Source organism: Rhizobium sp. 62_C5_N11_2 (genome assembly GCF_051811185.1).
In the GTDB taxonomy this organism is placed as follows: domain Bacteria; phylum Pseudomonadota; class Alphaproteobacteria; order Rhizobiales; family Rhizobiaceae; genus Rhizobium; species Rhizobium leguminosarum.
On the sequence record NZ_JBPWPW010000001.1, the window covers coordinates 868,466 to 891,100 of the forward strand.

The 22,635-nt window shown below is 61.4% G+C and carries 27 protein-coding genes and 1 pseudogene; 15 read left to right on the top strand and 13 right to left on the bottom strand.

The window, feature by feature from the left end; genetic code table 11:
• Positions 1–322 precede the first annotated feature (322 nt).
• The 4 genes and pseudogenes from AB8B31_RS04380 to AB8B31_RS04395 all read right to left on the bottom strand — a co-directional run bounded on the left by AB8B31_RS04380 (position 323) and on the right by AB8B31_RS04395 (position 4,390).
• Positions 323–2,095: an adenylate/guanylate cyclase domain-containing protein gene (locus tag AB8B31_RS04380; RefSeq protein WP_018449544.1), complete on the bottom strand. Its 1,773-nt coding sequence runs from the start codon at positions 2,093–2,095 to the stop codon at positions 323–325.
• Between the two features lie 175 nt (positions 2,096–2,270).
• Positions 2,271–2,846: a DUF308 domain-containing protein gene (locus AB8B31_RS04385; protein WP_050566343.1), complete on the bottom strand. Its 576-nt coding sequence runs from the start codon at positions 2,844–2,846 to the stop codon at positions 2,271–2,273.
• 235 nt (positions 2,847–3,081) lie between these two features.
• Positions 3,082–3,726: pseudogene (locus AB8B31_RS04390) on the bottom strand (hypothetical protein).
• 73 nt (positions 3,727–3,799) lie between these two features.
• Positions 3,800–4,390: a TetR/AcrR family transcriptional regulator gene (locus AB8B31_RS04395; protein ID WP_026188305.1), complete on the bottom strand. Its 591-nt coding sequence runs from the start codon at positions 4,388–4,390 to the stop codon at positions 3,800–3,802.
• Positions 4,391–4,588: 198 nt separating this feature from the next.
• On the opposite strand from AB8B31_RS04395, the gene AB8B31_RS04400 reads away from it, so the two are divergent.
• The 3 genes from AB8B31_RS04400 to AB8B31_RS04410 all read left to right on the top strand — a co-directional run bounded on the left by AB8B31_RS04400 (position 4,589) and on the right by AB8B31_RS04410 (position 5,937).
• Entirely contained in the window at positions 4,589–5,308 is a 720-nt protein-coding gene (locus AB8B31_RS04400; protein ID WP_018241078.1) for an SOS response-associated peptidase, read from the top strand.
• A 75-nt stretch (positions 5,309–5,383) separates the two neighbouring features.
• On the top strand, positions 5,384–5,701 hold the full coding sequence (locus AB8B31_RS04405; protein WP_018241079.1) for a hypothetical protein: 318 nt from the start codon (positions 5,384–5,386) through the stop codon (positions 5,699–5,701).
• Positions 5,698–5,937, top strand: a complete 240-nt coding sequence (locus tag AB8B31_RS04410) for a hypothetical protein (RefSeq protein WP_018241080.1) — start codon at positions 5,698–5,700, stop codon at positions 5,935–5,937. The genes AB8B31_RS04405 and AB8B31_RS04410 overlap by 4 nt, the downstream gene beginning before the upstream one ends.
• A gap of 52 nt (positions 5,938–5,989) precedes the next feature.
• On the opposite strand, the gene AB8B31_RS04415 is transcribed toward AB8B31_RS04410, so the two are convergent.
• Complete coding sequence (locus AB8B31_RS04415; protein ID WP_018241081.1) at positions 5,990–6,817, bottom strand: oxidoreductase; 828 nt, start codon at positions 6,815–6,817, stop codon at positions 5,990–5,992.
• A 79-nt stretch (positions 6,818–6,896) separates the two neighbouring features.
• Between AB8B31_RS04415 and AB8B31_RS04420 the strand changes: the two genes are divergently transcribed.
• Positions 6,897–7,835 (top strand): AraC family transcriptional regulator, encoded by a 939-nt coding sequence (locus AB8B31_RS04420; protein WP_018241082.1) that lies wholly within the window; start codon positions 6,897–6,899, stop codon positions 7,833–7,835.
• Between the two features lie 54 nt (positions 7,836–7,889).
• Here AB8B31_RS04420 and AB8B31_RS04425 read toward each other — a convergent pair whose 3' ends face one another.
• Positions 7,890–8,492, bottom strand: a complete 603-nt coding sequence (locus AB8B31_RS04425) for a TetR/AcrR family transcriptional regulator (RefSeq protein ID WP_018241083.1) — start codon at positions 8,490–8,492, stop codon at positions 7,890–7,892.
• A 50-nt stretch (positions 8,493–8,542) separates the two neighbouring features.
• Here AB8B31_RS04425 and AB8B31_RS04430 point away from each other — a divergent pair, with 50 nt between their 5' ends.
• Positions 8,543–8,992 (top strand): VOC family protein, encoded by a 450-nt coding sequence (locus AB8B31_RS04430; protein WP_018241084.1) that lies wholly within the window; start codon positions 8,543–8,545, stop codon positions 8,990–8,992.
• Between the two features lie 280 nt (positions 8,993–9,272).
• Entirely contained in the window at positions 9,273–9,746 is a 474-nt protein-coding gene (locus AB8B31_RS04435; RefSeq protein WP_018241085.1) for a nucleoside deaminase, read from the top strand.
• Between the two features lie 50 nt (positions 9,747–9,796).
• Here AB8B31_RS04435 and AB8B31_RS04440 read toward each other — a convergent pair whose 3' ends face one another.
• Positions 9,797–11,134: a TadE/TadG family type IV pilus assembly protein gene (locus AB8B31_RS04440; RefSeq protein WP_018241086.1), complete on the bottom strand. Its 1,338-nt coding sequence runs from the start codon at positions 11,132–11,134 to the stop codon at positions 9,797–9,799.
• Positions 11,135–11,387: 253 nt separating this feature from the next.
• On the opposite strand from AB8B31_RS04440, the gene AB8B31_RS04445 reads away from it, so the two are divergent.
• Entirely contained in the window at positions 11,388–11,738 is a 351-nt protein-coding gene (locus AB8B31_RS04445) for an AraC family ligand binding domain-containing protein (RefSeq protein WP_018241087.1), read from the top strand.
• A gap of 116 nt (positions 11,739–11,854) precedes the next feature.
• Here AB8B31_RS04445 and AB8B31_RS04450 read toward each other — a convergent pair whose 3' ends face one another.
• The 5 genes from AB8B31_RS04450 to AB8B31_RS04470 form a co-directional block, all read right to left on the bottom strand.
• The gene (locus AB8B31_RS04450) at positions 11,855–12,646 is read right to left on the bottom strand and encodes an aldolase (protein WP_018241088.1); all 792 of its coding nucleotides are present in this window, start codon (positions 12,644–12,646) and stop codon (positions 11,855–11,857) included.
• A 185-nt stretch (positions 12,647–12,831) separates the two neighbouring features.
• The gene (locus AB8B31_RS04455; RefSeq protein WP_245268217.1) at positions 12,832–13,284 is read right to left on the bottom strand and encodes a hypothetical protein; all 453 of its coding nucleotides are present in this window, start codon (positions 13,282–13,284) and stop codon (positions 12,832–12,834) included.
• Between the two features lie 79 nt (positions 13,285–13,363).
• Positions 13,364–13,756 carry a response regulator gene (locus tag AB8B31_RS04460; RefSeq protein ID WP_018241090.1) on the bottom strand — a complete coding sequence of 131 codons (393 nt, stop codon included), beginning with the start codon at positions 13,754–13,756 and terminating at the stop codon, positions 13,364–13,366.
• A 74-nt stretch (positions 13,757–13,830) separates the two neighbouring features.
• Complete coding sequence (locus AB8B31_RS04465; protein ID WP_026188306.1) at positions 13,831–14,883, bottom strand: sensor histidine kinase; 1,053 nt, start codon at positions 14,881–14,883, stop codon at positions 13,831–13,833.
• Positions 14,884–15,054: 171 nt separating this feature from the next.
• Positions 15,055–15,951: a LysR family transcriptional regulator gene (locus AB8B31_RS04470; protein WP_026188307.1), complete on the bottom strand. Its 897-nt coding sequence runs from the start codon at positions 15,949–15,951 to the stop codon at positions 15,055–15,057.
• Positions 15,952–16,069: 118 nt separating this feature from the next.
• Here AB8B31_RS04470 and AB8B31_RS04475 point away from each other — a divergent pair, with 118 nt between their 5' ends.
• From AB8B31_RS04475 to AB8B31_RS04500, 6 genes are all read left to right on the top strand, one after another.
• Positions 16,070–16,918, top strand: a complete 849-nt coding sequence (locus AB8B31_RS04475; RefSeq protein WP_018241092.1) for a DODA-type extradiol aromatic ring-opening family dioxygenase — start codon at positions 16,070–16,072, stop codon at positions 16,916–16,918.
• Positions 16,915–17,295: a glutathione S-transferase N-terminal domain-containing protein gene (locus AB8B31_RS04480; protein WP_018241093.1), complete on the top strand. Its 381-nt coding sequence runs from the start codon at positions 16,915–16,917 to the stop codon at positions 17,293–17,295. The genes AB8B31_RS04475 and AB8B31_RS04480 overlap by 4 nt, the downstream gene beginning before the upstream one ends.
• A gap of 29 nt (positions 17,296–17,324) precedes the next feature.
• Entirely contained in the window at positions 17,325–17,723 is a 399-nt protein-coding gene (locus AB8B31_RS04485) for a DoxX family protein (protein ID WP_018241094.1), read from the top strand.
• An 82-nt stretch (positions 17,724–17,805) separates the two neighbouring features.
• On the top strand, positions 17,806–18,708 hold the full coding sequence (locus AB8B31_RS04490) for an NADP-dependent oxidoreductase (RefSeq protein ID WP_018241095.1): 903 nt from the start codon (positions 17,806–17,808) through the stop codon (positions 18,706–18,708).
• Between the two features lie 178 nt (positions 18,709–18,886).
• Positions 18,887–19,285: a hypothetical protein gene (locus tag AB8B31_RS04495; RefSeq protein ID WP_018241096.1), complete on the top strand. Its 399-nt coding sequence runs from the start codon at positions 18,887–18,889 to the stop codon at positions 19,283–19,285.
• 8 nt (positions 19,286–19,293) lie between these two features.
• Positions 19,294–19,491 carry a hypothetical protein gene (locus AB8B31_RS04500; protein WP_026188308.1) on the top strand — a complete coding sequence of 66 codons (198 nt, stop codon included), beginning with the start codon at positions 19,294–19,296 and terminating at the stop codon, positions 19,489–19,491.
• Positions 19,492–19,614: 123 nt separating this feature from the next.
• On the opposite strand, the gene AB8B31_RS04505 is transcribed toward AB8B31_RS04500, so the two are convergent.
• Complete coding sequence (locus AB8B31_RS04505) at positions 19,615–20,190, bottom strand: TetR/AcrR family transcriptional regulator (protein ID WP_018241098.1); 576 nt, start codon at positions 20,188–20,190, stop codon at positions 19,615–19,617.
• A gap of 113 nt (positions 20,191–20,303) precedes the next feature.
• Here AB8B31_RS04505 and AB8B31_RS04510 point away from each other — a divergent pair, with 113 nt between their 5' ends.
• Positions 20,304–21,092, top strand: a complete 789-nt coding sequence (locus tag AB8B31_RS04510; protein ID WP_018241099.1) for an SDR family NAD(P)-dependent oxidoreductase — start codon at positions 20,304–20,306, stop codon at positions 21,090–21,092.
• 123 nt (positions 21,093–21,215) lie between these two features.
• The gene (locus AB8B31_RS04515; RefSeq protein WP_018241100.1) at positions 21,216–22,289 is read left to right on the top strand and encodes an alkene reductase; all 1,074 of its coding nucleotides are present in this window, start codon (positions 21,216–21,218) and stop codon (positions 22,287–22,289) included.
• Positions 22,290–22,635 lie beyond the last annotated feature (346 nt).

Consider the following 22,635-nt stretch of genomic DNA (forward strand, 5'->3'; position numbering starts at 1 on the left):
ACCCGAGGATCCACTCCCGTCTCGATCAGCAGCGGGCAGGGACCCCAGGCTCAAGGCCTGGGATGACGGAGGGTGCGAGGTGCCCAAGGATGATTCTGGCTACGGATTTGCAAGGCGCACAACGGGCAACTTCCGGCCCGATGCGGACATCTGTTCGTTGTCGAGGGATGCGGCTGCTTTGCGCCCTCATGTCGGCCATAGAGGGCGGCTTCGCAGCTTCCTGAAAGCAGATCTTGCTGGAGGTCGTCGTTGCGCCGGCACTGGCTATTTCATCCTCTGTGCAAATGGCGGCAACAGGTTCAAGATCGGAGATTAATCACCGTCATTGTACGACACCGGCCTTGCGTAGCCCCTCCACGACGAGCTCGAAATCGGCGGGGTTCTTGAAGGGCAAGACTTTGCGACGGTATTCCAGGGAGTAGTCGGGATTGACGCGCATCACCTCTTGCCACGTCGCGCGAGCCTCTTCGAAACGGCCGAGGTGCCCGTAACAGGCGGCCAGAAGCGCGCGTGAGACATCGGTGACGGGGTTGCGGCTCACGCGCTGCAGCAACAGTTCGACGGCCTCTTCGTACCTTCCCAGTGGAAACAAGGCCAAGGCCTGAAAGTGAAGAACGACATCCGGAAAATACGGGTTCAGGACCCTCGCCCGATCGAAATAGGCGAGTGCCTCCTCGGATCTGCCTGAATAGATGAGTGCCTCGCCGAGGCCGACATGCCCTTCGGCGAAGTTCGGATTGAGGACGATCGCACGCTCGGCCTCGCTGATGGCTCTATCGTGCTGTCGCGAGTAAAGCTTGACCACACTCAGTGCCCAGTGCGCCACGGGATCGCTATCATCCCGCGCTACCGCCAGGGTCGCCGCCTCTTCGGCTTGCTCGATCGAGCGCTGCGGCAACGCGCTCCACCGGTTCAGGTAGTCGAGTCCGTGGGTAAGGGCGAGGAAGGCGTGCGCCGAGGCGAAGTTCGGGTCCAGTTCGACGGCACGTTGCAAAAGGTCGCGGGCGTCGCTGTTCGTTTGCTTCGTCAGCCGGTGCCACAGCTCCCGGCCACGCAAGAAGCAGTCATACGCCTCGGGGTGCCGCGTCTGCCCCGGCGCAAGTCTTTGCCGATCGCCCTCTGTCAGGTTGACCGCCAGCGCGCCGACGATCTGCTGAGTGACATCGTCCTGAACCGCGAATATGTCGGTGAGGTCGCGATCGAACCGCTCCGCCCATAAATGCCCGCCGGTGGTCGCGTCGATGAGCTGCGCGGTGATGCGTACCCTGTTCCCCGATTTGCGTACGCTGCCCTCAAGCACATACCGCACGCCGAGTTTCGTGCCCACCTCCTGCACATGGACGTTCTTGCCCTTGAAAGTGAACGACGAATTGCGAGCGATGACGAAGAGCTGCGACAGCTTCGATAGCGCCGTGATGATGTCTTCCGAGATGCCGTCGGCGAAGTAGTCCTGTTCGGCGTCACCGCTCATGTTGGCGAAGGGCAGGACGGCGATCGACAGCTTCGGCAACGCTGCCGTCGCCGGTCGGCTCGTCGCGGTTTCCGAGGTCGCGGCTGCCTTGGTCGCTGCGCTGCCGACTTGCAGCGAATAGACCCGGATCGGCTCGGCGATGTTCTTGAGCTGCGTGCTGCCGAGATCGCTGACCGAAAGGTCGAGCCTCGCCTTGACTTGGCGATAGGCATCCTCGGACAGGCAGATCGCGCCCGCCGCGGCGACGCCCTCCAATCGCGAGGCGATGTTGACCCCGTCGCCCATCAGATCGCCGTCGCTTTCCTCGACGACGTCGCCCAAATGGATACCGATCCGGAACTCGATGCGACGGTCCTGCGGGACGCCGTCATTGCGCTCCACCATACCGTTCTGCACCTCAATGGCGCAGCGCACGGCGTCCACCACGCTGCGGAACTCGACCAGCGCACCATCGCCGGTGCGCTTCACCACCCGGCCGTGGTGCACGGCGATCGTCGGATCGATGAGATCGCTGCGCAGTGTGCGCAACCTCGCCAGGGTGAGGTCCTCGTCAGCGCCGGCAAGCCGACTGTACCCGACCACGTCCGCGGCCAGGATTGCAGCCAGCTTTCGGTTCTCGCTCATGGCGCTGTCTCCTAACTTCCACGATAACAGGGAGACAGAGGGCAAGAAAGAAGTTTTAGCCGCTGCTCAGAGCGATCTTGGTTGGCCATGGCTCATCTGGACGCTGCCGAGTTATAGCCCCACGCAATGACTGCTCTGTCATGGGGCCGAACGGAAGATCCCGCCCCCGATCGGCTCAGGCCCGCTTCCGTCGCATCTCTGTGACGCTCCGCCAGGCGGCCGAGACCAGGAAATAGAAGGCGCCGAGGCCGGCATAGCCGGCGATGTTGGCAATGGACGGCGGTTCCGGCATTTGCGCCTGGGCGATGAAGAACGCGCCTGCCACCGCGGATTGGCCGCCGCTGAGGATCATCGCCCACTGGCCGCCATTGGTCTTCCAGCGCCGGACAGCGGTTCTAAGCTGCAGCAGGCCGGAAAAGATCGCCCAGAGGCCAAAGACGCCGAGAACCCAGTTCATGCTCATCGTCAGGGCGACGATCACGGCAGCTGTTGTCACCGCGCTGACGGCGACGTTGATCGCCTGGCTGCGGTTGTTTGCCAGGCCGCCATTGCGCGCTGCGTCGATGAGGTTCGCGGCTGCATCCCAAGCCGGGTAGAGGATCAGCAATGCCGCCGCGACGGCGAGCGACTGCTGGCCGGCCGTCAAGGCGGCTGCGACCCAGATTGCGGAAAAGGCTGCGCGGGTGAAGTAATAGCGCGTCAGCCACTCTTCCCTGTCGCCAGACGCGACGGTGGTTTGATCGTTGCTCATTAGGATCTCTTTCCTGAATGTGATGGTGTTGGTCTGATGGGGGCGGCTCACCGCCGTGAGCGGCGGCGTCCGTCATCGAGATTGGGTTTCATGAGGTTCCCGGAACTGCCCCAGCACCGACGGGCGGCTGTCGAGACGGTGTTCTCCATCGCTCGAATCCATCGGCTGCAGGCGGCATTCCCTGGTAAATCGCCGGTCGAACCGGGGGCGGCCCGGCCGACCGGCGACGACGTGGTCACATGGGCGGGACCACGCCATTTTTGCCGACAAGCACCTGATGGGCGAGGGGACCCGAGGCAGCTTTCTCGGCGGGGATGAAGACGACGGCGCTGGGAACGAGATCGTCCTTGCTGGCCGGAGCGATGGTGACGACGGGCGTGCCGTCCGGAATGGCGATCTTCTTTTCCTTGCCGTGATAGGAGACGGTGACGGTGCGGCCATCGACGCCCTTGACGGCATCGGCCACGGTCGCATTGGTCATGCTGCTGTTGGGCTTGAGGTCCCAGCCGTAGCTGCCTTCACCGGCCCCTTTCATCGCCGGCGGGAAGATCAGCACCTCAAGCGCGCCGTCGCCACGGCCTGCGCTGGGCAGCGATGCGATGCCGACGAAGTCGCCCGGCTTGATGTCGGTGACCGCAGCGTTTGCAACGCTCGCCAGCTTCCAGCCGTCGGCGAGGGTGGCATCGACAGTCTCTCCCTCGCGGGTCTTCACCGTGAGAGCGGAGCCGCTGTAGCTGACGATGCTGCCCCTGACATGGATCTGCTCGGGCTTCTGGTCTTCGGCCTTCTAGTCTTCGGAATGGACAGGCGCCGCAGGAAGGGCCGTCGACGCGAGAGTGGTGAGCCCCAGCACGAAGGCGGGGAGAATGTCTTTGATCATGTCGTTCTTCCTACTAGTTGGTAGTTTCACTGAACGTCGTTTGTCGCTCCGGGCTTTTATGCCGCCCGGAGCTCTATTGAGCGGCGGTCGGAGACAGCCGCTGCAAGGTGGGGGTCAGAATGGTGGCGAAGATCTCCGGCGCACCGTAAGCGCGGGCTGAAAGCATGGCGCCATGGACGGTGGCCATGAAGGCTTCAGCCTCGACGCGCGGTTCGCTCGACAGTTTCAAGCTCCCGTCCTGAGCGCCCCGTTCCATCACCGAGGTCAGCCATGTCGACACAAAGCGGAAGAAAGCCTTGACTTCGCCTGCGACCTCCGGCGGCAGCGCCGGCAGTTCGCTTGCCAGCAGGGCGCAGACGCAAAACGGCCGGCTGGCGTCCTCGATGCACTGGGCCCAGTGGCCCGCATAGGTTTGGAGGAGCGCCAGCGGATTTCGCACCTGTTGCTCCAGGCCGGCGATCCCCGCCTCGGCATCCTCGCGATATCGCACGACAAGCGTGCGCACCAGGTCGGTCTTGCTGGGAAAATGGTGATGGATGCTGGCCTTGCGGATGCCGACGACGGCAGCAATATCGGCATAGCTGAAGCCGTTATAGCCTCCGGTCATGATCAGCGCTCGGGCGGAGGCCAGGATTTCGTCGGAGGTCGTCAAAACATTGCTCATGGATTTCATCTACCTTCCAGTAGGAAGGCTGTCAAGCGGAAAGCAGATTTTCTGCCGTCAGCGGTCATCGAGACGGTGACAGGCTTCACCTTGACTCTGGTGAAAGCGATGGCGGCATCGGTTGTAGCGACCGGCCTTGACTCGCCTCGAATACCCAGAACATAATCAGAACATCTAATATGCGGGATGGAGTTCCGGATGTGCGGTCGCGTCTATATCAAGACATCGCTTGAGGAGTTGGTGCGCAATTTCGCCTTCGCAGAGCGGGGCGCGATCGATGCGCTCGGGAACCGATTTCCGCGCTACAACGGCGCGCCGACGCTGGATTATCCGATCATCATTCGCGATATGGTCCGCGAGCCTGATGTCATGGGGCCGGTGTTCGCCTCGGCGCGCTGGGGTCTGATGCCGGCATGGATGAAGCCGGGTGGGCGGCCGCCGCCGATCAATGCGCGCTGCGAGGGCATCAGTACCAACGGCCTGTTCCGCTCGGCCTACAGGTCGCGCCGCTGCCTGGTGCCGATCAACGGCTTCTTCGAGTGGAAGGATATCTTCGGCACGGGCAAGAACAAGCAGCCCTATGCGATCGCCATGGCTGACGGCTCGCCCTTTGCGCTCGCCGGCATCTGGGAGATTTGGCGCAGCCCGGAAGGCGTCGACATCAGAAACTTCGCAATCGTCACCTGCGAGCCGAATGCGATGATGGCGCAGATCCATGACCGCATGCCGGTCGTCCTGCACCGCGAAGACTACGAGCGCTGGCTATCTCAGGAGCCTGATCCGGCAGACCTGATGAAGCCGTTCCCGGCGGAGCTGATGACCATGTGGCCGATCGGCCGCAATGTGGGTTCGCCCAAGAATGACACGGCTGACATCATCGATCCGATCGACCCCGATCCGGAACCGACGCTGATCTGAATTCACCGGCTCGGGCGGGAGCCATCCATCAACCATGCGGTCAAAGGGATACCTCGCGAGAGGACAGGACCACGCATGCCAGAACAAATCACATGGAAATCGTGGGAACATGTCAGTGGCCGGGAAATCAAATACAAATGGCGGCACGCCTGGAAAGAGAAACCCGGCGACGATTACGTCGCTTTTGACGGCGATACCCAGATCGGCAGGATATTCCGCTCACAGGCGGGCGGAGGGATCGATAATCGATGGTTCTGGATCGTGGCGGCTGACGGCAGCCATCGATTGGATTGGCCATCGGCCGGATACGAGGACAGTGCCTATGTCGCCTCAAGGCGGCTGGAAATGATCTATGAGAGCATCAAGAGCGGGAAACGGAGGACGCACCCATGAGCATCGAAGGCCATTCGACTGCGCCGGGCGCCAATGTGATCGTTGAGCACTATTGCGAGCACCGGCTTGCTGACGGCACACGCTGCAAGGAGTGGGGAGGCTGGGGAAACAGCCCATCCCCGGCCGTGCCAACGCGCTGGTGGTGTTGGGAACACTTCCCGCACAAGACATTCGAACAGGAACAGGCGCTCCGGCGGAAGCAGGAGGCGGCCGGGGGCGGGAAAATCATCCAATAAGAGCTGGCAGATTATCTCGATATCGTTGAAGCGGAAAACAGAGCTTCTGCCGTCAGCCGTCAGTCGAGACGGTCACAGACTTCCACGCCTCGATCTCCTGCTGGAGGCGAACGATCCTGTCCGATACGTGTTTGAGGGCGTCGCTGCCGAGCAGAAGCTGCGGCGGCGGATTGTCGGATTCGATGAGTTCCAAAACCGCGGCGGCCAGTTTGGCGGGATCGCCGAGCTGCTTGCCGCTGACGGCCTGTCGCGCCTTGCGGATCGGATCGAAAAGGCCATCATAATCGGTGATCGACCGCTCGGTGCGGACCATCGATCGTCCGGCCCAGTCTGTCCGGAAGGAGCCGGGGCAAAGGGTCGTCACATGGACCCCGAACGGGGCCATTTCCGCGCGCATCACCTCCGATATGCCCTGGAGCGCAAATTTGCTGCCGCAATAATAGCCGATGCCCGGCATGGTGATCACGCCGCCCATCGAGGTGACGTTGACGATGAAGCCGCGGCGTCGTGCGCGAAACCCAGGCAGAAATGCCTTGGCAACGGCGACGGCGCCGAAGACGTTGACGTCGAACTGCCGCCGCATCTCTTCGATCGGCGACTCCTCGAGCACGCCCTCATGGCCGTAGCCGGCATTGTTGATCAGCACGTCGACAGGCCCATGCTCGTCCTCCGCCTGGCGGACGACATCATCAATCCGGTCGAACTCCGTGACGTCGCAGACGACCGGCCGCAGGCCAGGCAGGGTTTTGGCGAGCGCTGTGCGCGACGCTTGCGAGCGCACGGTGCCGATCACCCTGTGGCCCGCCTGAAGGGCGGCGGAAGCAATGGCGAGCCCGAAGCCGGAATTCGATCCGGTGATGAAGAAGGTCTTTCGTGACATCAGCGATATTCCTTGATTGAGGATGGGACTTGACAAATAGTATGGAGAAACCGGCGCATCGATTGCGGATTCTCTCAGAATGTTGCCAAATCCTATGAAGGCTGATCGCGGCCTATCCAGGCGAGAGGAGATGGTCGCGTTGGCCGGGCGTCTCGCCCCGCGTCACGGATACAATCCGACCGCGCTTGCTTCCGTCCGCATATTGCGCACGGAAGCCGTGCTCCACGACATCCCGGTGCTCTACAAACCGGGCGCGGTTTTCGTCTTGCAGGGCAGCAAGCAGGGCATCCTCGAAGGCGAAGTCTTCCTCTATGATGAGGAGCATTATCTGGCGGTGTCGCTGCCCGTTCCGTTTCGGATGACGTCGACGGCCAGTCCCGAGCGGCCCTTGCTTGCGGTCTATGTCGAGTTCGATATGCAGATGGCGGCCGAGATCGCATTGCAGGTGGAAAAACATGCCGAACTGCCAGGCGACCAGCCGAGAAGTCTCGTGTCGAGCAGGATGGCTGACGATATCGAGGATGTCCTGCTGCGCCTGCTGACGGCGCTTGGCAGCAGCGTCGAGACGGATGTGCTTGGCGCCGGCATTCTGCGCGAACTGCACTACCGTGTCCTGGTCGGTCCGCAAGGCGGCGCGATGATCGCCGCCCTCCAGCAGAAAGGCAAATCCGGAAAGATCATCCAGAGCCTGGCCTGGTTGCGGGAAAACTATGGCCTGGAGATCGCCGTCGCCGATCTGGCAAGAGAGGTGGGCATGAGCGTTCCCTCCTACCATGTTCATTTCAAGGGGCTGACCGGCAACAGTCCGATGCAATACGTCAAAGCCATGCGGCTTCACGAAGCAAGATTGATGATCGCGCGCCAGACCAGAACGATTGCCGAGGTCGCGGTTTCCGTGGGCTATGCAAGCCCGGCGCAGTTCAGCCGCGATTTCAAACGGCATTTCGGGCGCACGGCATCGGAAGAGATCAAGTGGGTCCAGCGCCACCTTGGCGAACTGGGCGACGATCACGGTTAGGCCGCTTGGCGGCTGCCTGCGCAGCCGTCGGCTTCGCGCATCGCGACGTGAGGGTCACGCGCCCGACGGTGCAACGGACCGCAACGCGGTCCTGACGATCGCATCGCCGAATTCCGGCGAGACCGGGCGATGGCCGACCAGCAGCCGGAAGAAGACCGGTCCGTAGATCATGTCGAGCAGCGCCTCCATATCAAGCGGCGGAACGATCTCTCCCCGAGCCAGAGCCTCCTCCAGGATGACACGACCCGCGTTGCGGCTCGACAGGATCACCCGATTGCGGAAGGCCTTGGTGAATTCGCTTTCCGGGTCGGCGGCCGCAAGTGCCATAGTGATCTGCCGTCCGCGCGTGCTCGCAAAGGCAGTCACCAGTCCGCTCATCTGCGCGCCGAGAGCCGCCTGCGCCGTGCCCCCTCCAACCTCCGCTTCCGGTAGCCGGTTGACCAGAAGAGCGGCCATCGCCAGTTCCTGCGCATTGGCCCAGGAGCGGTAGATCGTCGGCTTGCCGACACCGGACCGCGCCGCCACGGCTTCGATCGTCATGCGGCCAAAACCTTCGGCCATCAGGATTTCATGGGCGGCCTCCAAGGCACGCTTCTGCGCGGCAGCGCTTGGCGGCCGCCCTCGTTTCTTCGGTATTGCATTACTCTCTTGACTCATATCTTTACGATACGTAACGTTAATATATAAACCAGTCAAGGAGATCATCCATGCCGAGTTTTGCCCGAAAAGTGAGCGCCTACTTCATCGTCAAGGATGCGGCACGGGCCATCGACTTCTACAAGGAGGCTTTCGGCGCCACGGAAGTCTTCCGCATGACCGATCCTTCGGATGGGCGGATCGGCCATGCCGAGCTGCGTTTCGGAGAGACGCTGATGATGTTGGCAGACGAATATCCGGATTTCGGCGCCCTGTCTCCCGATACCGTCGGAGGCTCGCCGGTGACCTTCCACATGGACACGGTGTCGACCGACGAAGCACTGGCGCAGGCGCTGTCGGCTGGGGCGACGATGTTGCGCCCGGCGACTGACCAGAGTTTTGGCGAGCGGGTGGCGCAGGTGCTTGATCCCTTCGGTCATCGCTGGATGTTGTCGCAAACCATCGAACAGGTCACGCCTGAGGAGATGCAACGCCGCTGGAACGAGGACATGTCGGCGTAAGTGCCGCAGCCCTTGAAGCGCTCGAGGAGGCTGAGCGCGCCTTCAACGCGGCGATGGTTTCCAACGATCCCACCCAGATCGGCGCCTGCATCACGCAGGATTGGGTGCCGGTGACGCCTGAGCGTGGCCCAATCCCTGCACAGGCTATTCTTTCGGCGATCGGATCCGGTGTCTTGAGCCATGACACGATGACCAAGACGACGCGATCGCCTGATGTGCAGCCCCTTGGAAATCCCTCCGATTCAAGACAAGATCATGCCGCTCTAGCTGGGGGACTCTGATGGAAAACCACGAGCCGTTTTTACGCGAGGCGATTGCGCTCTCGAAATCCGCGGTGGACCATGGCGACGAACCGTTTGGCTCGGTGCTGGTGAAGGACGGGGAAGTCATCTTGCGCGCCGAAAACAGCGTCTTCACCGGCCGCGATATGACGAACCATGCCGAGATGAACCTGGTTAAACTGGCGGCGCAGCACTACGACACTGCTTTTCTCGCGGAGTGCACGCTCTACACCAGCACGGAACCGTGCGCGATGTGCTCCGGGGCGATTTACTGGTCGGGCATCGGCCGCATGGTGTTTGCGTGCTCCGAAACACGGCTTGGCGAGATCGCCGGGATCGGGTTGAACGTGCCGAGCCGGGCGGTGTTGCAAACCGGCGCGCGCAACGTCACCGTGGTTGGCCCGACGAACCTCGAAGACGAAGCCGCCGAAATCCATCAGCAATTCTGGCCGAAGCATCTGGGCAAGGCTTAGAGCGCCATGCGCCCTTTCGGACGCACAAAGGACGCTCTAACACTTTCAGCCTAGCTTGTTATCCGAGGTGCGCTGACGATCTTGCGGAACAAGGCCTCCATGGCCTCTTCAATACCTTCGGTGGGACTGACCGCGAAATAGAAGCCGGGGGTTGCGCATTCTTCCATTTTCGCGGCGATTTTGGTCTCGAAAGGCTTTACCCAGTCCTTGTAAAAGCCGTTGTCGGGCAAGGGCAGATAGGTCGTATAAAGGACGGCGACTTTGATGCCGCGATCCTTGAGCTTCTTGCAATAGCTCGTGTCGATCGGTTCGATGCATCGCCCGCCATTTGCTCCTTTCGGGCTGGTGCAGCCGGCCGGCTTATAGCTATCCCCAACGCCGTCAGCGACAAAAAATACGATCTTCTGGCGATCGGCATTGCTGGTGCCCATGCCGATGTTCCCCTTGATTTCGCTTTCGATGCCTTTCAACGCTTCGTCAAAGCTCGTCTGCTGGTCGCTGTAGTAGTTCTGATAGGGAATGCTCATAAGATTGATCATGTCCGTCGCGACTGCCACGGCGCCAAGATCATAGTCCAGGTCGGAGACCTTGAAGAGCTTCGCGGCTTTGGCGTCCTGGGCAGTCTTGCCGAACGTATAGGCAGCGACCCGGAATTGGCTTGCCATGGACTGCGTGTCCTTTGCCTTGGCCATCAAGGCTTTGACGGCAGCGGCGACCACGTCGATACGGATGGTCACGTCATTCTTGCGTGCGACATTGTAGTAGCTATTCTTATCCTCGACGCCCTTTTCAGAAACGATGTGGCATGCGAAGGCGCAGTTTTTATCCTTGCCGCCATCGTGGCCGTTTTCTGTCGCTTTTTTCATGGCGGTGATGTCGTCAGCGGTCGCCCCAACGCCCATCGATGGGGTGTTATCCAACAGCATGAAGAAATCCATGTAGGACGGGGTCTCATACTGGGCGGTTGCCGTCCCGGAAACGGTGATCTGATGAAGTCCCATCACCTGCATGAAGGTCGTCGGCATCGTCGCGTTAAAGGATACGGTCGAGCTGAGAATACCGGCCTTTTTTTGAACACTGATGTCGACGGTGACGGGCACGTCGCCCTGCTTTTTGGACGTCTGCGAAAAGAAGATCTTCTGGGCTTCGGATTTTCCAAGCGTCAGCGACCCATCGCCGGACATCGTGTTTGCCTGCGTTGCCGCATCTGACTTGGGTGTAATGGATCCCACCGCTGCCGCGTCCGCAGCAGCATAGAGTTCGGTGCGAAGCGACAGGGCGCTGCCAAAATCAATGGCTGTACCCGCCGCCCCCAGCAGGGGGACGACGAGCAGCGCCGTCATGATTCCGAAGTTGCCGGATCGGTCAAGAATGAAACGACGCAACATACGAAGGCTGCCCTTCCCGGTATCCGTGTTGGTGATTGTGTCACAATAAAATTGCTACGATGGCGATCACTAACAGCGGAACTTAAACCAAAAGCAAAAACGTATGGTTGTGTTCTAACTAAATCGCTGAAGAACTCGCCGTCGCTATCATCAGCGCCATCGCCGCCCACAACACAGTGACCGGCATGCTCGCGAGCGCTCTTGGCGCGCGGGATTTCCGCGCTACCTCTGCACGCGGCAATGGAGGAAGACGATGAAAGTCCGTAAGTTCACGGTTGCCGACGTGGCGTTGGAGCGTTCCCCCGGGCAGGAGGCAGATATCTTCGTCGGCAATCTGGTCGACGAGCGGCAGGGAGGGCCGATCACCATCGGCTATGGACGCTACGCGCCCGGCCAAAGCCTCACCGAGACGATTGAAGTTGACGACGTCATGATCGTTCTGGAAGGGCGGCTATCGGTCTCGACAGACGCGGGGACGGTCACCGCCGGGCCAGGCGCGATCGTCTACATGCCCAAGGGAGAAGCGGTGACCATCCGCTCGCACGAGGAGGGCGCGCTCACCGCCTATGTCACCTATCCGCATTGGCGCCCGGCGCACGCGTAGAGCGCCGTGCGTCCTTTCGGACGCACTAAGGACGCTCTAACACTTTGAATCTACGCATCGTGCTTTCCGAAAATCGATTCCGATTTTCGGGCCGATGCTAAGCCGCGGTCTGCGGATCAGCGCTTGTATTCCGGCTCGCTGCGATCAAGCGTGCGCTTGACGGACTCCAGATGGAGCCGGGCCGACTCGGGGTCTCCTTCGCGCATTTGCCGATACGCCGCTTCGGCGATCTCAGGCGCGACGGCAAGGACTTCGCGTCCGGTCGACAGGGCAAGCGTCTGCACCTCGCAGGCGCGCTCGAGGTAATAGAGGTCGTCCCAGGCCTCGGCGATATTGGGTGCGCAGACCATCACGCCGTGATGCTTCATGAAGACGATGTCGGCATCGCCGATGGCGGCCGCGATGCGATCGCCCTCGCGCGCGTCGAGCGCCAGGCCGTTATAGTTGCGGTCGACGGCCGTGCGTCCATAGAATTTCAAGGCGGTCTGCCCGGCAAAGATCAGGGGATCGCCCTCCGTCATCGAAAGAGCGGTGGCATAAGGCATATGGGTGTGGAACGCCGCCTTGGCGCGCGGGACGTTCTTGTGAATCCTGGCGTGGATGTAAAAAGCGGTGGCCTCGGGCTGGCCGCTGCCCGACACCACGTTGCCGTGAAAGTCGCAGATCAACAACATCGAGGCCGTCAGTTCGGCAAAAGCGTAGCCGTAGGGGTTGACGATGAACAGGTCGTCATAGCCGGGAACGACGGCCGAGAAATGGTTACAGATCCCTTCCTCCATGCCGAGCCTTGCCGCCATCCGGAAGCAGGCAGCAAGATCGACGCGGGCCTGCCAGATGTCGTCCGTATCAAGTTTCGGCTGGTTGGGGCCGCCGGCGGGCGATGGGGCTGTGTTGAGGGAGTGCGCCATGGGGTCGTTTCAAATTGGTGTCGAAGGAGAGGGTGGCTATCTCTGAACTACGCCCGGATTGGCTTGGCATCAAGCCGGCTGGCGGCAAACATGGTTCGGTCATTTGCATATTTTGGGTGGTACGCGGCTCGGCGGCTGCGCCTTTCCCTATCCGCGAGCCTGGAACGGTGGTCACGGCGAGTGAGCTATCGGCGCGGACCATCGGGGCGGGCATGGATCCCAGGCTCAGGGCTTGGGACACCGTTCTCTGGCGATTGCACTGCAAGGTAGTTCAGAGGAACGAGGCGGCTATGCAGATCGGGGCCGTCGGGTTGCCCCGGATCATAGAAGATGCCGTTATCGGCGTCATAGAGGATGAAGTGGTCTCCTTCGACATGGACGATCGCTACCCCGCAAACATCGCCCCAGCTCTCTGCCTTGCCTAATCCGCCGGTCTGCCAGCCCAACTCGGTCAGGACGCCGCGCAGTTCTGTCCACGTTGTGTAATGATTGGTCTGAGCGCCCCAATCGATCATGCCGGCAATCTGGTCGTAGGGTTTGCCCGTCAGCATCTGCAAGACGAAGACGCCGCAGCCATCATCCCTTGGACATTGCGTGACAAATTCAAAGCGAACCCTGTCGGCTGCGGGTTGTGTCAATGTTCAGTTCCTCAGCGCTTCACCAAGACGATGGCGGTCGACGACGTCCTGATCATCCTGGAAGCTTGTCGAAAAACCCTTAACTTGCCAACTCAGTCGTGTTCCCGATCGACAGCAGATGAGCCATCGCATCGGTAATTGCGTGGTTGTCATAGGGTTTCGAGAAGGCCCTGCTTCCCGTGGGGAGATCGCTCTCTTTGAGGATGGCCGCGCCGGAGGCAACGATCAACCTGACAGGTGGCCACCGATCCCGGATGTAATGAGATAGCTTGATGCCGTCCATCGTGCCGGGCATCTGAACATCGGTGAAAACCAGATCGATGTCGTTTCGCGACTCAAGGATGCGAATTGCTTCATCGGCATCGCACGCCTCAAGCGCTTCATAGCCCGCAGAGAGTACCAGATCGACGGCACTCATCCGAATAATCGTGCTGTCTTCGACGACCAGGACGACCGCTTTGCCATATTTCATCGCTCACTCGGTCAATTTGGAGGTGTGAGCCTCGCAGGCTCCGATGGGATAGCGTTTCGCAAGCCATTCGGTTCCTAAGCGGCCGTAGAAATGTCGGTTCGCAAACCGGCGCTTTCCCGGTGGTTGATTGTGACGGCGGCGCCGGGACCCGCATCGCTCAACTGAATGTCGCCATTCAGGCTCTTTGCGAGCGCCTCCACAATGCCAGTCCCCAGGCCCGCCTTTAGTGCTTCGCGACCAGCAGGCATGCCGATGCCGTTGTCGGTAACGGAGAGAGTCCAGTCCTTGCCGGATGAGTGATAGTCGATGACGATTGCGCCCGGTCGTTCATCGGGAAAGGCGTGCTTGAGGGCGTTGATGACAAGCTCGGTCACGACAAGCCCCAAGCGAACGGAAACATCCGCTTCCACGGCGCTGTCGTCGACCATCACCTGAATCGAAAGCCTGTCGGGGTCGGCAATCATCGACGCGCCGAGGCTTTGGCAAAGCTGAGTGAAATAGTGACGGAGTTCAACCTTGCCGCCGTTGGACATGGAGAGTTGGCGTTGCAGGGCCGCGATCGACATGACCCGGTGATGGGCGTTGTGGAGATGCCCGCGCGCTTCCTCCGACTGGACCCGCCGGGCGCTCTGCATGAGAACGCTGGCAATGATCTGCAGGCTGTTGGCGACCCTGTGCTGGACCTCCTGCAGCAGGATGGCATTATCGCGAACGAGATCATCTTTCAGCCGAGCCTCGGCGCGCGCATCGGTCACGTCGGTGATGGCGAGCAGCAGGCGAATATGATCGATGTCACCGTCATCGAGCGTCCGTGCATTGACGACCAGGTGCCGTGTCTTCTGGTTCGACCGTTGAAAGTCGATTTCGTATGCCTCGATGGTGGCGCTGCCCGAGGCGGTGGCCGTCAGCAGTGACGCAAGCTGGGGCATCGCCCATTCGCCGTTTCCAATTTCGCTGAGGCTTTGGCCGCAAACCGTCTTGGGGTCGATGTCGAAGGCCCGGCAGAAGGATGCGCTCGCCGCGATGACCTTCTGGTCGTCGGATAGGTACAGCAACGGCTCATTGGACGATACCACCACAGCAAGCGTGCTCGCCGCTTCGAAACGCACTGTGGGTGTCTTTTGCATGGAGAGGCCCTCAAGGGCCGGAGACTCACGAAGCAAGTCATCACTCGGCAACAATACCAACCGGCCGGAAGGCTCAGCTGGACAAAAAGACTTTAACACGCGTGACGCGCAATCGCTTCATGCTAAATATCGCGGGCTGCATACTGTGCGATGCGCAGATTTCTGAGAGCGTCAGAATATCTGTGGCGAGCGCAGCACCAGAAAATCGATGAAGGTGCGGACTTTGGCGGAAAGGTATTTCCGGCTCGGGTAGACGGCATGCAGCGTATTGCTGATGCCGAGCGCCCCGGCAAGCACCACCTCCAGCCGGCCTGCTTTCAGATCCTCCTCCACCAGCCATTCCGGCAGGAAGACCAGCCCCATTCCTCGCAAAGCCGCCAGGTGCAGAAGCGTCTCGTTGGCACTCAGCAGCACATTGCGGAAGGTGACCTTGCGCCGGTCGTTTTGGCGGCCCAACAGCAGGCTTTCGCTGACATTGATCCCATTATAGCGAAGCAGCGCATGGCCGTTCAGCTCGGCGATGCTCTGGGGTCGCCCGGCGCGCTTGAGATAGTCCGGCGATGCCATCAGGCGGAATTCTATCTTCGCCAATGGGCGCGCAACCAGACCCGGATCGAGCCGCTCGGACGACATTGCCCGCAGCGCAAGGTCAAAGCCTTCCTCGACCAGATTGGCGATCCGGCCGCTGAGATCCATATCCAGGCTGACATCGGGATAACGCTGGTTGTATTCGGCCAGAATATTGACAAAGCCTGAACTGGCCGCCCACACGGGAGCACTGAATTTGAGCGTTCCGCGCGGCGCGACCGTGACATTGCCGATCGACGCTTCCACTTCGTCGAGCCCTTCGAGCATCTGCCTGGTCTGGTTGAAATAAAGCGCGCCGGCTTCGGTAAGGGTGACACTCCGGCTGGTCCGGTTCAAGAGCCGGCTTCCCAGGCGCGTCTCCAGATGCATCACGTGTTTGCTCACCATCGCCGGCGACAGATTCAAACGGCCTGCTGCCGCGGTGAAGCTCTTCAGCTCCGCGACCAAGCAAAATACCCGCAGGCTCATCATCGTGTCCATGATCATCAACTTAGAGGAAATGATGCATGTTGGCAAAGCCGATTGATCAATCCAGGGAAAACCAAGACAGTCGCTGACAAGGCCAGCCGCAGCGGCGGTGCCGAAAAGGAATGGCGAGGTGAAGACATCAAGACTGCCCACCTATTTCCTCAGCCATGGCGGCGGCCCCTGGCCCTATATGACCGGTGGCTTTCGCAGCAATTTCGACAAGCTCGAGCAATCCCTGATCGAGATGCGGGCCGAGCTTCAAGATCTGCCCAAGGCGGTGCTGGTCGTTTCGGGCCACTGGGAGGAGAGGGGCTTTGCCGTCTCTTCGGGCAGCAACCCGGGCATGGTCTACGACTACAACGGCTTCCCCGACTATCTCTATCAGATCAAGTATGGCGCGCCGGGCTCCCCCGAGCTGGCGCGTCACGTGCAGGATCTGCTGCATTCCGCCGGCATCGACGCCAGGCCGGACCCCACCCGCGGCTTCGATCACGGCACGTTCAGCCTCATGAAGCCGCTCTATCCCAACGAAGACATCCCTGTGGTCCAGCTCTCGCTGGATGCCGGTTACGATCCGGCGCTGCATCTCAAGGTCGGCCGGGCGCTCGCGCCGCTGCGCGAAGAGGGCGTGCTGATCATCGGCAGCGGCCTCAGCTACCACAACCTGTCGGCCATACAGGGCACGGCCGGACATGGCCCCTCCCGTCAGTTTGACGCCTGGCTGCAGGAGACGCTGATCCGGTCGCCATCCGAAACGCGCACCGAGCGGCTTGTCGAATGGGAGAAGGCGCCCGCCGCCCGCGCGGCGCATCCGCGTGAAGACCACCTGATCCCCCTGATGGTGGCGGTGGGTGCGGCCGAGGACGAACCGGGCGCCGTCACCTATCACCAGAAAGACTTCGCCGGTGGCCTGACCGCATCGAGCTTCCGCTTCGGCGATGTCCCCTCTGCCCCTCAATCAAAAGGAGATGCGCAATGACCAGCGCAACGTTCAAACCGATCGTCTATCTCAAGGAAAACTGCCCCTTCTGCCTCAAGGTTCGTCTGTTCCTTCTGGAATCGGGACTGGCCTCGGACGTTGAAACCCGCGACTTCGTTCCCGACAGCGAGCAGGAGGCGAAGATCCGCGCCGAGCTTCAGCCGCATCTCGACAAGGTGAGCTTTCCCTCCGCGCAGCTTGAGCCCGGCCGATACGTCACGGAATCCGATGACATCGTTGCGTTCTTTGCAGCCAAGGCAGGCCGCGATCCGGCCGGCATGACGGTCTACCGCAACTATGTCGACGGCGTCTTCGCCATGTCGATGAAGCTCTGGAAAGAAAACCAAGAACTGAAGAAAGCGGCATCCGCCGCCTGATCTCCCATAACCAACATTGGAAACTCTCGATGACCGATATCAGCAAATGGACGCCATACGTCCTCGCAATCCTGCGCATCATCACCGCGCTTCTCTTCCTCGAACACGCGACCATGAAATTCCTGCAATTTCCGGGTCCGATTCAGGGCGTGCCCTATCCGCTTCCGACGATCATGATCATCGCCGGCGCCATCGAGGTGATCACCTCGGCTCTGATGCTCGTCGGCTTTCAAACGCGCATCGCCGCTTTCATCGCCTCGGGCGAAATGGCGGCCGCCTATTTCATGGGCCACATGCCCTATGGCTTCTGGCCGGCGCTGAACATGGGCGAAGTCGCCATCCTGTTCTGCTTCATCTTCCTCTACCTCGCCTTTGCCGGTGGTGGCGCATGGACGCTGGACACCGCGCGTCGTCCGGCCACGGCTTAACGGCGGGAACCGGCCGAGACCAGGCTGCCAGCCGGCAGCCTGGTCTCACGCCCAAACGCGACGACAAAATCTGGAGACCACAATGAAAGCGGCCCTTCTCAAATCCTACGGCGATGTCGATCAATTCGAAATCGGCGATATCCCGACGCCGACGCCCGGACCGGGCGAAATCCTGATCAAGATCGAGGCATCCGCCGTCAATCCTTTCGATCTCATTCTCCGCCAGGGCTTCATGGCCAAGTTCATCCCGCTTCCGCTGCCGGCCGTGCTCGGGGGCGACGCAGCCGGCACCATCTCGGCACTCGGCGACGGCGTCACCGGTTTTGCGGTCGGTGATCGGGTCGTCGCCGATTTCGCGGCAAACGGCAAAGGCGCCCATGCCGAATATGGTGTGCTTCCCGCCACATCCGTCGCCAAGCTGCCGGCTGGCCTGAGCTTCGAAGCGGGTGCGTCGCTGGTCAAGGCCGGGCTGACCGGGCGCCAGGCCGTCGAGGCGCTTGATGTCAAGGCTGGCGACCGGGTTCTGGTCTCCGGCGGCCTCGGCACCGTCGGCCGTTCCGCCATCCAATATCTCAAGCAGATCGGCGCCCAGCCGGTGGCCGGCGTCCGTCCCGAGCGGCTCAGCGAAGGTCAGGCCCTGGCCGGCGAAGCGCTTGACATCACGCTCCCCGTCGCAAGCCCGAGCTTTGCCTATGGGATCAGTGCCGCCGGGCCGGTGGCCGGCAATCTCATCGGCCATATCAGTGATGGCGGCACGGTCGCCAGCATCGTTCCGGTGCCGGAAGGCGCCAATGCCGGAGACCGCGTCACCATCCATGAACTCTTCCACCGCACCGACGCGGCGACGCTCGACGCCGTGCTGGATGCTGCCGTGCGCGGCCTCCTGGTCATCCCGATTTCCCATACCTTCACTCTGGAGGAAATCGGTGCGGCGCAGAATGCGGTTGCGGCGGGCGCCCCGGGCAAGGTCGTGCTCAAGCATTGAGGGTTCAAGACACGGCCGGAGCGTGGTGCAGATCTCTTGATCATGCCCCATTCTCTGGCGGTTGCCCGAAAGGTCGCTCACAGCAAAACATCCGTCTTGACACTCTTCGTTATCAGAACATAATAAGAACATCGGCGCGGCGGCCGCCATCTGAAAACCGAAGATATGGAGAGCGGATATGCGTGAGCAGCCGATCGGCGAAGCCGTGGAAGATGATGCGTGGCCTGCAAGTGATGTAATGTGGCCGCCGGAGAAGGAGATTGAGGTCTCCGAGGCGCATGCAAGCCTGGTCAAGGCTGTGGCGGGGAGCCGCGGCGTGAGATTTTTCACCGCCTTCATCATCGACATCCCCAGCGATACCTATCTTGGCGATGTCCAGATGGCGATCGACGAGGCTGCCGGCGAGGCCTGCGGCATCCTGCTGACGAAACATGTCACCGGCCGCGACGCCACAACCGACGAGCCGGTTCTGACCGAGGAAGCCACGCGACCGTTCAAGTTTCCCTGCAGCGAGGGCGTCGCGAAAGCGATAGCGAGCTTCTGCGGCAAACTCAAAATGGCGGGCATCTTCTCTTGAGCGCCGCCGTGGAAGCCGAAACATCGTCGCGGCCGGTCGAAAATGAGCTTGCCGAGGTGGTCGCCTATCACAATGGCGATATGCGGGCCGCAATAGGCACGCTGCTGGAGGACGTCCGACATTTGCGCCGGCAGTTGATATTGGCAGAAGGCGCCATGGGCGGCGGCATGACCCGCGGCTGGCGGCCGAGCTACGATCGGGACTAAAATGCCCGAAATGGGGCTGGACGCTCAGCCGACGGCTGCCCACCTATGGCAGGTCGGCATCGAGGATCTTGGATCCGGCGATGGGAACTGCGGCGGGACGCGGCCGCTGACCGCGGCATTTCCTCATTCGGCTTTTGCCGGTGCCGGAGCAGGTCGGTCGGCTCCGTCATCGATCCAGGCCAGCGTCTCCGTCAATATTTCCTTCGACAGGGCGGGATCGACTATGACGCGAGCGAGGATCGTTGCCCCGACCATCGCCGACCAGTGGGCGATTGCCCGGCATCGGCGGTCGGCGTCCGGCCCTTCGTCCTTCTCGCTCATCCAGTCGATCTGCGCCCGCACACCCTCCGTCACCGCCGCACGGGCCTCAGGCGTCTGGCGCAGCGTGTCCGCGGCAAGTCCGGAAATCGGGCAGCCACCGGCCCTGTTGTCGCGATGGCGCGGCGACAGGTACTCTTCCATATAGGCGCCAAGCGGGAGTGACGGGCCATTGCGCTGGCCAAGCGCATGCGCGAGCGCCTGGACGATCAGGTCGTCCTTCGAGCTGAAATGACCGTAGAAGCTGCCATGCGTCAGGCCCGCGGCCTTCATCACCTCGGCAACGCCGACGGCCTCGAATCCTTTCTCCCGAAACAGCCGGCTTGCGACTTCCAGGATCCTTTGGCGGTTTTCGGCCATCTGCTCACGGCTGATTTTCATGTTGAGATTTCTCCCTCTCTGCCATTGACTTTTTTATGATAGCCATCACTTTAAACCCGTAATTAGGATCGCCATCATAATTATATAACGCTCATTCGAAAGAGAACAAGACAATGACTGACACTCCCACCGTCCTCATCACCGGCGCCTCCTCGGGTATCGGAGCGACCTATGCAGACCGTTTCGCCCGTCGTGGGCACAATCTCGTACTGGTCGCGCGCAATAAGGCAAGGCTGGAGGCTCTCTCGGCGCGACTTCGCGAGGAAACCGGCGTAACGATCGACATCCTGCAGGCCGATGTCACCAAATCCGATGAGCTTGCGGCGGTGGAAACCCGTCTGCGCGACGATCATCGGATCGGGATTCTCGTCAACAATGCCGGCACGAGCCTCGAAGGCACGTTCGTCAATCAGCCCGTCAATGATATCGCCCAGCTGATCGCGCTCAACGCGACGGCGGTTGCCCGCCTTTCCAGCGCCGTTGCGCCACGCTTCGTCGAAGCGGGCTCGGGCGCCATCGTCAACGTCTCCTCGGTCGTCGGGCTCGTCCCGGAATTCGGAATGACGGTCTACGGCGCCACCAAAGCCTTCGTGACCTTCCTTTCCCAGGGGCTCAGCCTCGAACTCGGTCCCAAAGGCGTCTACGTCCAGGCGGTTCTGCCGGCTGCGACACGGACGGAGATCTGGGAACTTTCCGGCATCGACGTCAACACGCTCTCCGGCGTGATGGAAGTGGGCGAACTAGTGGACGCCGCCCTGGCAGGCTTCGACAAGCGCGAGCCCGTCACCATCCCGCCTCTGCACGATGCCGCCCAATGGGACGCTTATCAGTCCGCGCGCCAGACGATGATCCCGGGCTTTTCGCAGTCTGAGCCGGCAGAGCGCTATCGCGCCGCCTCGTAGCGCTTCCCGCGGAAACGCGCCGTCACCAACACAGGCTGTGTCGCAAGGCCGGCCTGTGCCGTGTTCCGGCGCGAAACTCCGAGATGTGACAGAGACCCCCGAAATCCTGACGAAAGAAACGAAATGACTGACAACGCACTTTTTGAACCCTACACACTCGGCGCCCTGACGCTGGCGAATCGGATCGTGATGGCGCCCTTGACCCGCAACAGAGCCGGCGCCGGCTTCGTGCCGGGCGATATCGCCGCGACATATTATGCCCAGCGGGCGACAGCCGGCCTGATCATCTCGGAAGGCGCGCAGATTTCGCAGGAAGGGCAGGGCTACCAGGATACACCGGGAATTTATACGCAAGCCCAGATCGACGGCTGGCGGAAAGTCACCGACGCGGTGCATGCCAAAGGCGGTCACATCTTTCTGCAGCTCTGGCATGTCGGTCGTATTTCGCATGTCGATCTGCAGCCGAATGCGCAGGCGCCGGTCGCGCCATCGGCCATCAAGGCTGAGACCAAGGTCTTCGTGAACAATGCCTTCGTCGACGTGTCTGAACCTCGCGCGCTCAAACTGGATGAGATCCAGGCCATCATCGCCGATTTCCGCCGCGCCGCCGCCAACGCGATTGCCGCGGGCTTCGATGGTGTCGAAGTCCATGGCGCCAACGGTTACCTGCTGGAACAGTTTGCCAAAGACGGCGCCAACACCCGCACCGACGCCTATGGCGGCTCGGTCGAACATCGCGCCCGGATGATATTGGAAGTCGCTGCCGCCGTGGCTGCCGAGGTCGGCGCCGAGCGGACGGGAGTGCGGATTTCGCCGGTCAACAGCGTCACCTCGAGCGATCCGCAGGCGCAATTCAACTATATCGCCGAGAAGCTTGGCCAGATGGGGATTGCCTATCTCCATGTCGTCGAAGCTGGGCGCGGCGGGCCCAATGAGGCTGCTGCCTTTGACTACGCGGAGCTCAGGGCCAAGTTCGCAAACACCTACATTGCCAATAATGGCTACGACCTCGACCGCGCAACGCTGCGATTGACGGAGGGCGCGGCGGATCTCTTCTCGTTCGGCCGGCCATTCATCGCCAATCCTGATCTCGTCGAGAGACTGAAGACCGCTGCTCCGCTGGCGGAGGTGAACCCGGCGACCATCTATGGCGGCGGCGCCCAAGGCTATACCGACTATCCCTCCATCGCCGCATGACGCGCGCGTGATGCACCGGCGCCGTGCTGCTGCGCGGCGCCTTTTCACCATGCCGAATGGGGGAGGCGGCGGGGCTAAGAACGCCCTTGCCTCAGGTTTCAGCAGGACGCGCAGGCCGAGGCGAATTTCTGCATTACCAGCTGACACCATCCGTCAGCTTTAGATGTTTAGACGCCGGATCATGTTGATTGGTGGGGCAATCGCCCGCATTGGCTCGACCTGGCCGAGCCGATCGAGCGTCTTGCCGGAAATTGAACTCTCCTGGCATCGTCTAGGTCAGCTCAGGTGAGCATCGGATTCACTGACACACGGCGACCCAGCCGTCGATCGCACCAGTTTGCCAGGG

Bases quoted from the DNA above. Each gene is read 5' to 3' on its own strand.
- AB8B31_RS04470 (WP_026188307.1), bottom strand. From the start codon at position 15,951: ATGGACACGATGATGAGCCTGCGGGTATTTTGCTTGGTCGCGGAGCTG.
- AB8B31_RS04480 (WP_018241093.1), top strand. From the start codon at position 16,915: ATGACCAGCGCAACGTTCAAACCGATCGTCTATCTCAAGGAAAACTGC.
- AB8B31_RS04430 (WP_018241084.1), top strand. From the start codon at position 8,543: ATGCCGAGTTTTGCCCGAAAAGTGAGCGCCTACTTCATCGTCAAGGAT.
- AB8B31_RS04410 (WP_018241080.1), top strand. From the start codon at position 5,698: ATGAGCATCGAAGGCCATTCGACTGCGCCGGGCGCCAATGTGATCGTT.
- AB8B31_RS04505 (WP_018241098.1), bottom strand. From the start codon at position 20,190: ATGAAAATCAGCCGTGAGCAGATGGCCGAAAACCGCCAAAGGATCCTG.
- AB8B31_RS04420 (WP_018241082.1), top strand. From the start codon at position 6,897: ATGTTGCCAAATCCTATGAAGGCTGATCGCGGCCTATCCAGGCGAGAG.
- AB8B31_RS04395 (WP_026188305.1), bottom strand. From the start codon at position 4,390: ATGAGCAATGTTTTGACGACCTCCGACGAAATCCTGGCCTCCGCCCGA.
- AB8B31_RS04445 (WP_018241087.1), top strand. From the start codon at position 11,388: ATGAAAGTCCGTAAGTTCACGGTTGCCGACGTGGCGTTGGAGCGTTCC.
- AB8B31_RS04425 (WP_018241083.1), bottom strand. From the start codon at position 8,492: ATGAGTCAAGAGAGTAATGCAATACCGAAGAAACGAGGGCGGCCGCCA.
- AB8B31_RS04450 (WP_018241088.1), bottom strand. From the start codon at position 12,646: ATGGCGCACTCCCTCAACACAGCCCCATCGCCCGCCGGCGGCCCCAAC.
- AB8B31_RS04385 (WP_050566343.1), bottom strand. From the start codon at position 2,846: ATGAGCAACGATCAAACCACCGTCGCGTCTGGCGACAGGGAAGAGTGG.
- AB8B31_RS04510 (WP_018241099.1), top strand. From the start codon at position 20,304: ATGACTGACACTCCCACCGTCCTCATCACCGGCGCCTCCTCGGGTATC.
- AB8B31_RS04405 (WP_018241079.1), top strand. From the start codon at position 5,384: ATGCCAGAACAAATCACATGGAAATCGTGGGAACATGTCAGTGGCCGG.
- AB8B31_RS04435 (WP_018241085.1), top strand. From the start codon at position 9,273: ATGGAAAACCACGAGCCGTTTTTACGCGAGGCGATTGCGCTCTCGAAA.
- AB8B31_RS04485 (WP_018241094.1), top strand. From the start codon at position 17,325: ATGACCGATATCAGCAAATGGACGCCATACGTCCTCGCAATCCTGCGC.
- AB8B31_RS04495 (WP_018241096.1), top strand. From the start codon at position 18,887: ATGCGTGAGCAGCCGATCGGCGAAGCCGTGGAAGATGATGCGTGGCCT.
- AB8B31_RS04400 (WP_018241078.1), top strand. From the start codon at position 4,589: ATGTGCGGTCGCGTCTATATCAAGACATCGCTTGAGGAGTTGGTGCGC.
- AB8B31_RS04515 (WP_018241100.1), top strand. From the start codon at position 21,216: ATGACTGACAACGCACTTTTTGAACCCTACACACTCGGCGCCCTGACG.
- AB8B31_RS04460 (WP_018241090.1), bottom strand. From the start codon at position 13,756: ATGAAATATGGCAAAGCGGTCGTCCTGGTCGTCGAAGACAGCACGATT.
- AB8B31_RS04465 (WP_026188306.1), bottom strand. From the start codon at position 14,883: ATGCAAAAGACACCCACAGTGCGTTTCGAAGCGGCGAGCACGCTTGCT.
- AB8B31_RS04490 (WP_018241095.1), top strand. From the start codon at position 17,806: ATGAAAGCGGCCCTTCTCAAATCCTACGGCGATGTCGATCAATTCGAA.
- AB8B31_RS04440 (WP_018241086.1), bottom strand. From the start codon at position 11,134: ATGTTGCGTCGTTTCATTCTTGACCGATCCGGCAACTTCGGAATCATG.
- AB8B31_RS04415 (WP_018241081.1), bottom strand. From the start codon at position 6,817: ATGTCACGAAAGACCTTCTTCATCACCGGATCGAATTCCGGCTTCGGG.
- AB8B31_RS04380 (WP_018449544.1), bottom strand. From the start codon at position 2,095: ATGAGCGAGAACCGAAAGCTGGCTGCAATCCTGGCCGCGGACGTGGTC.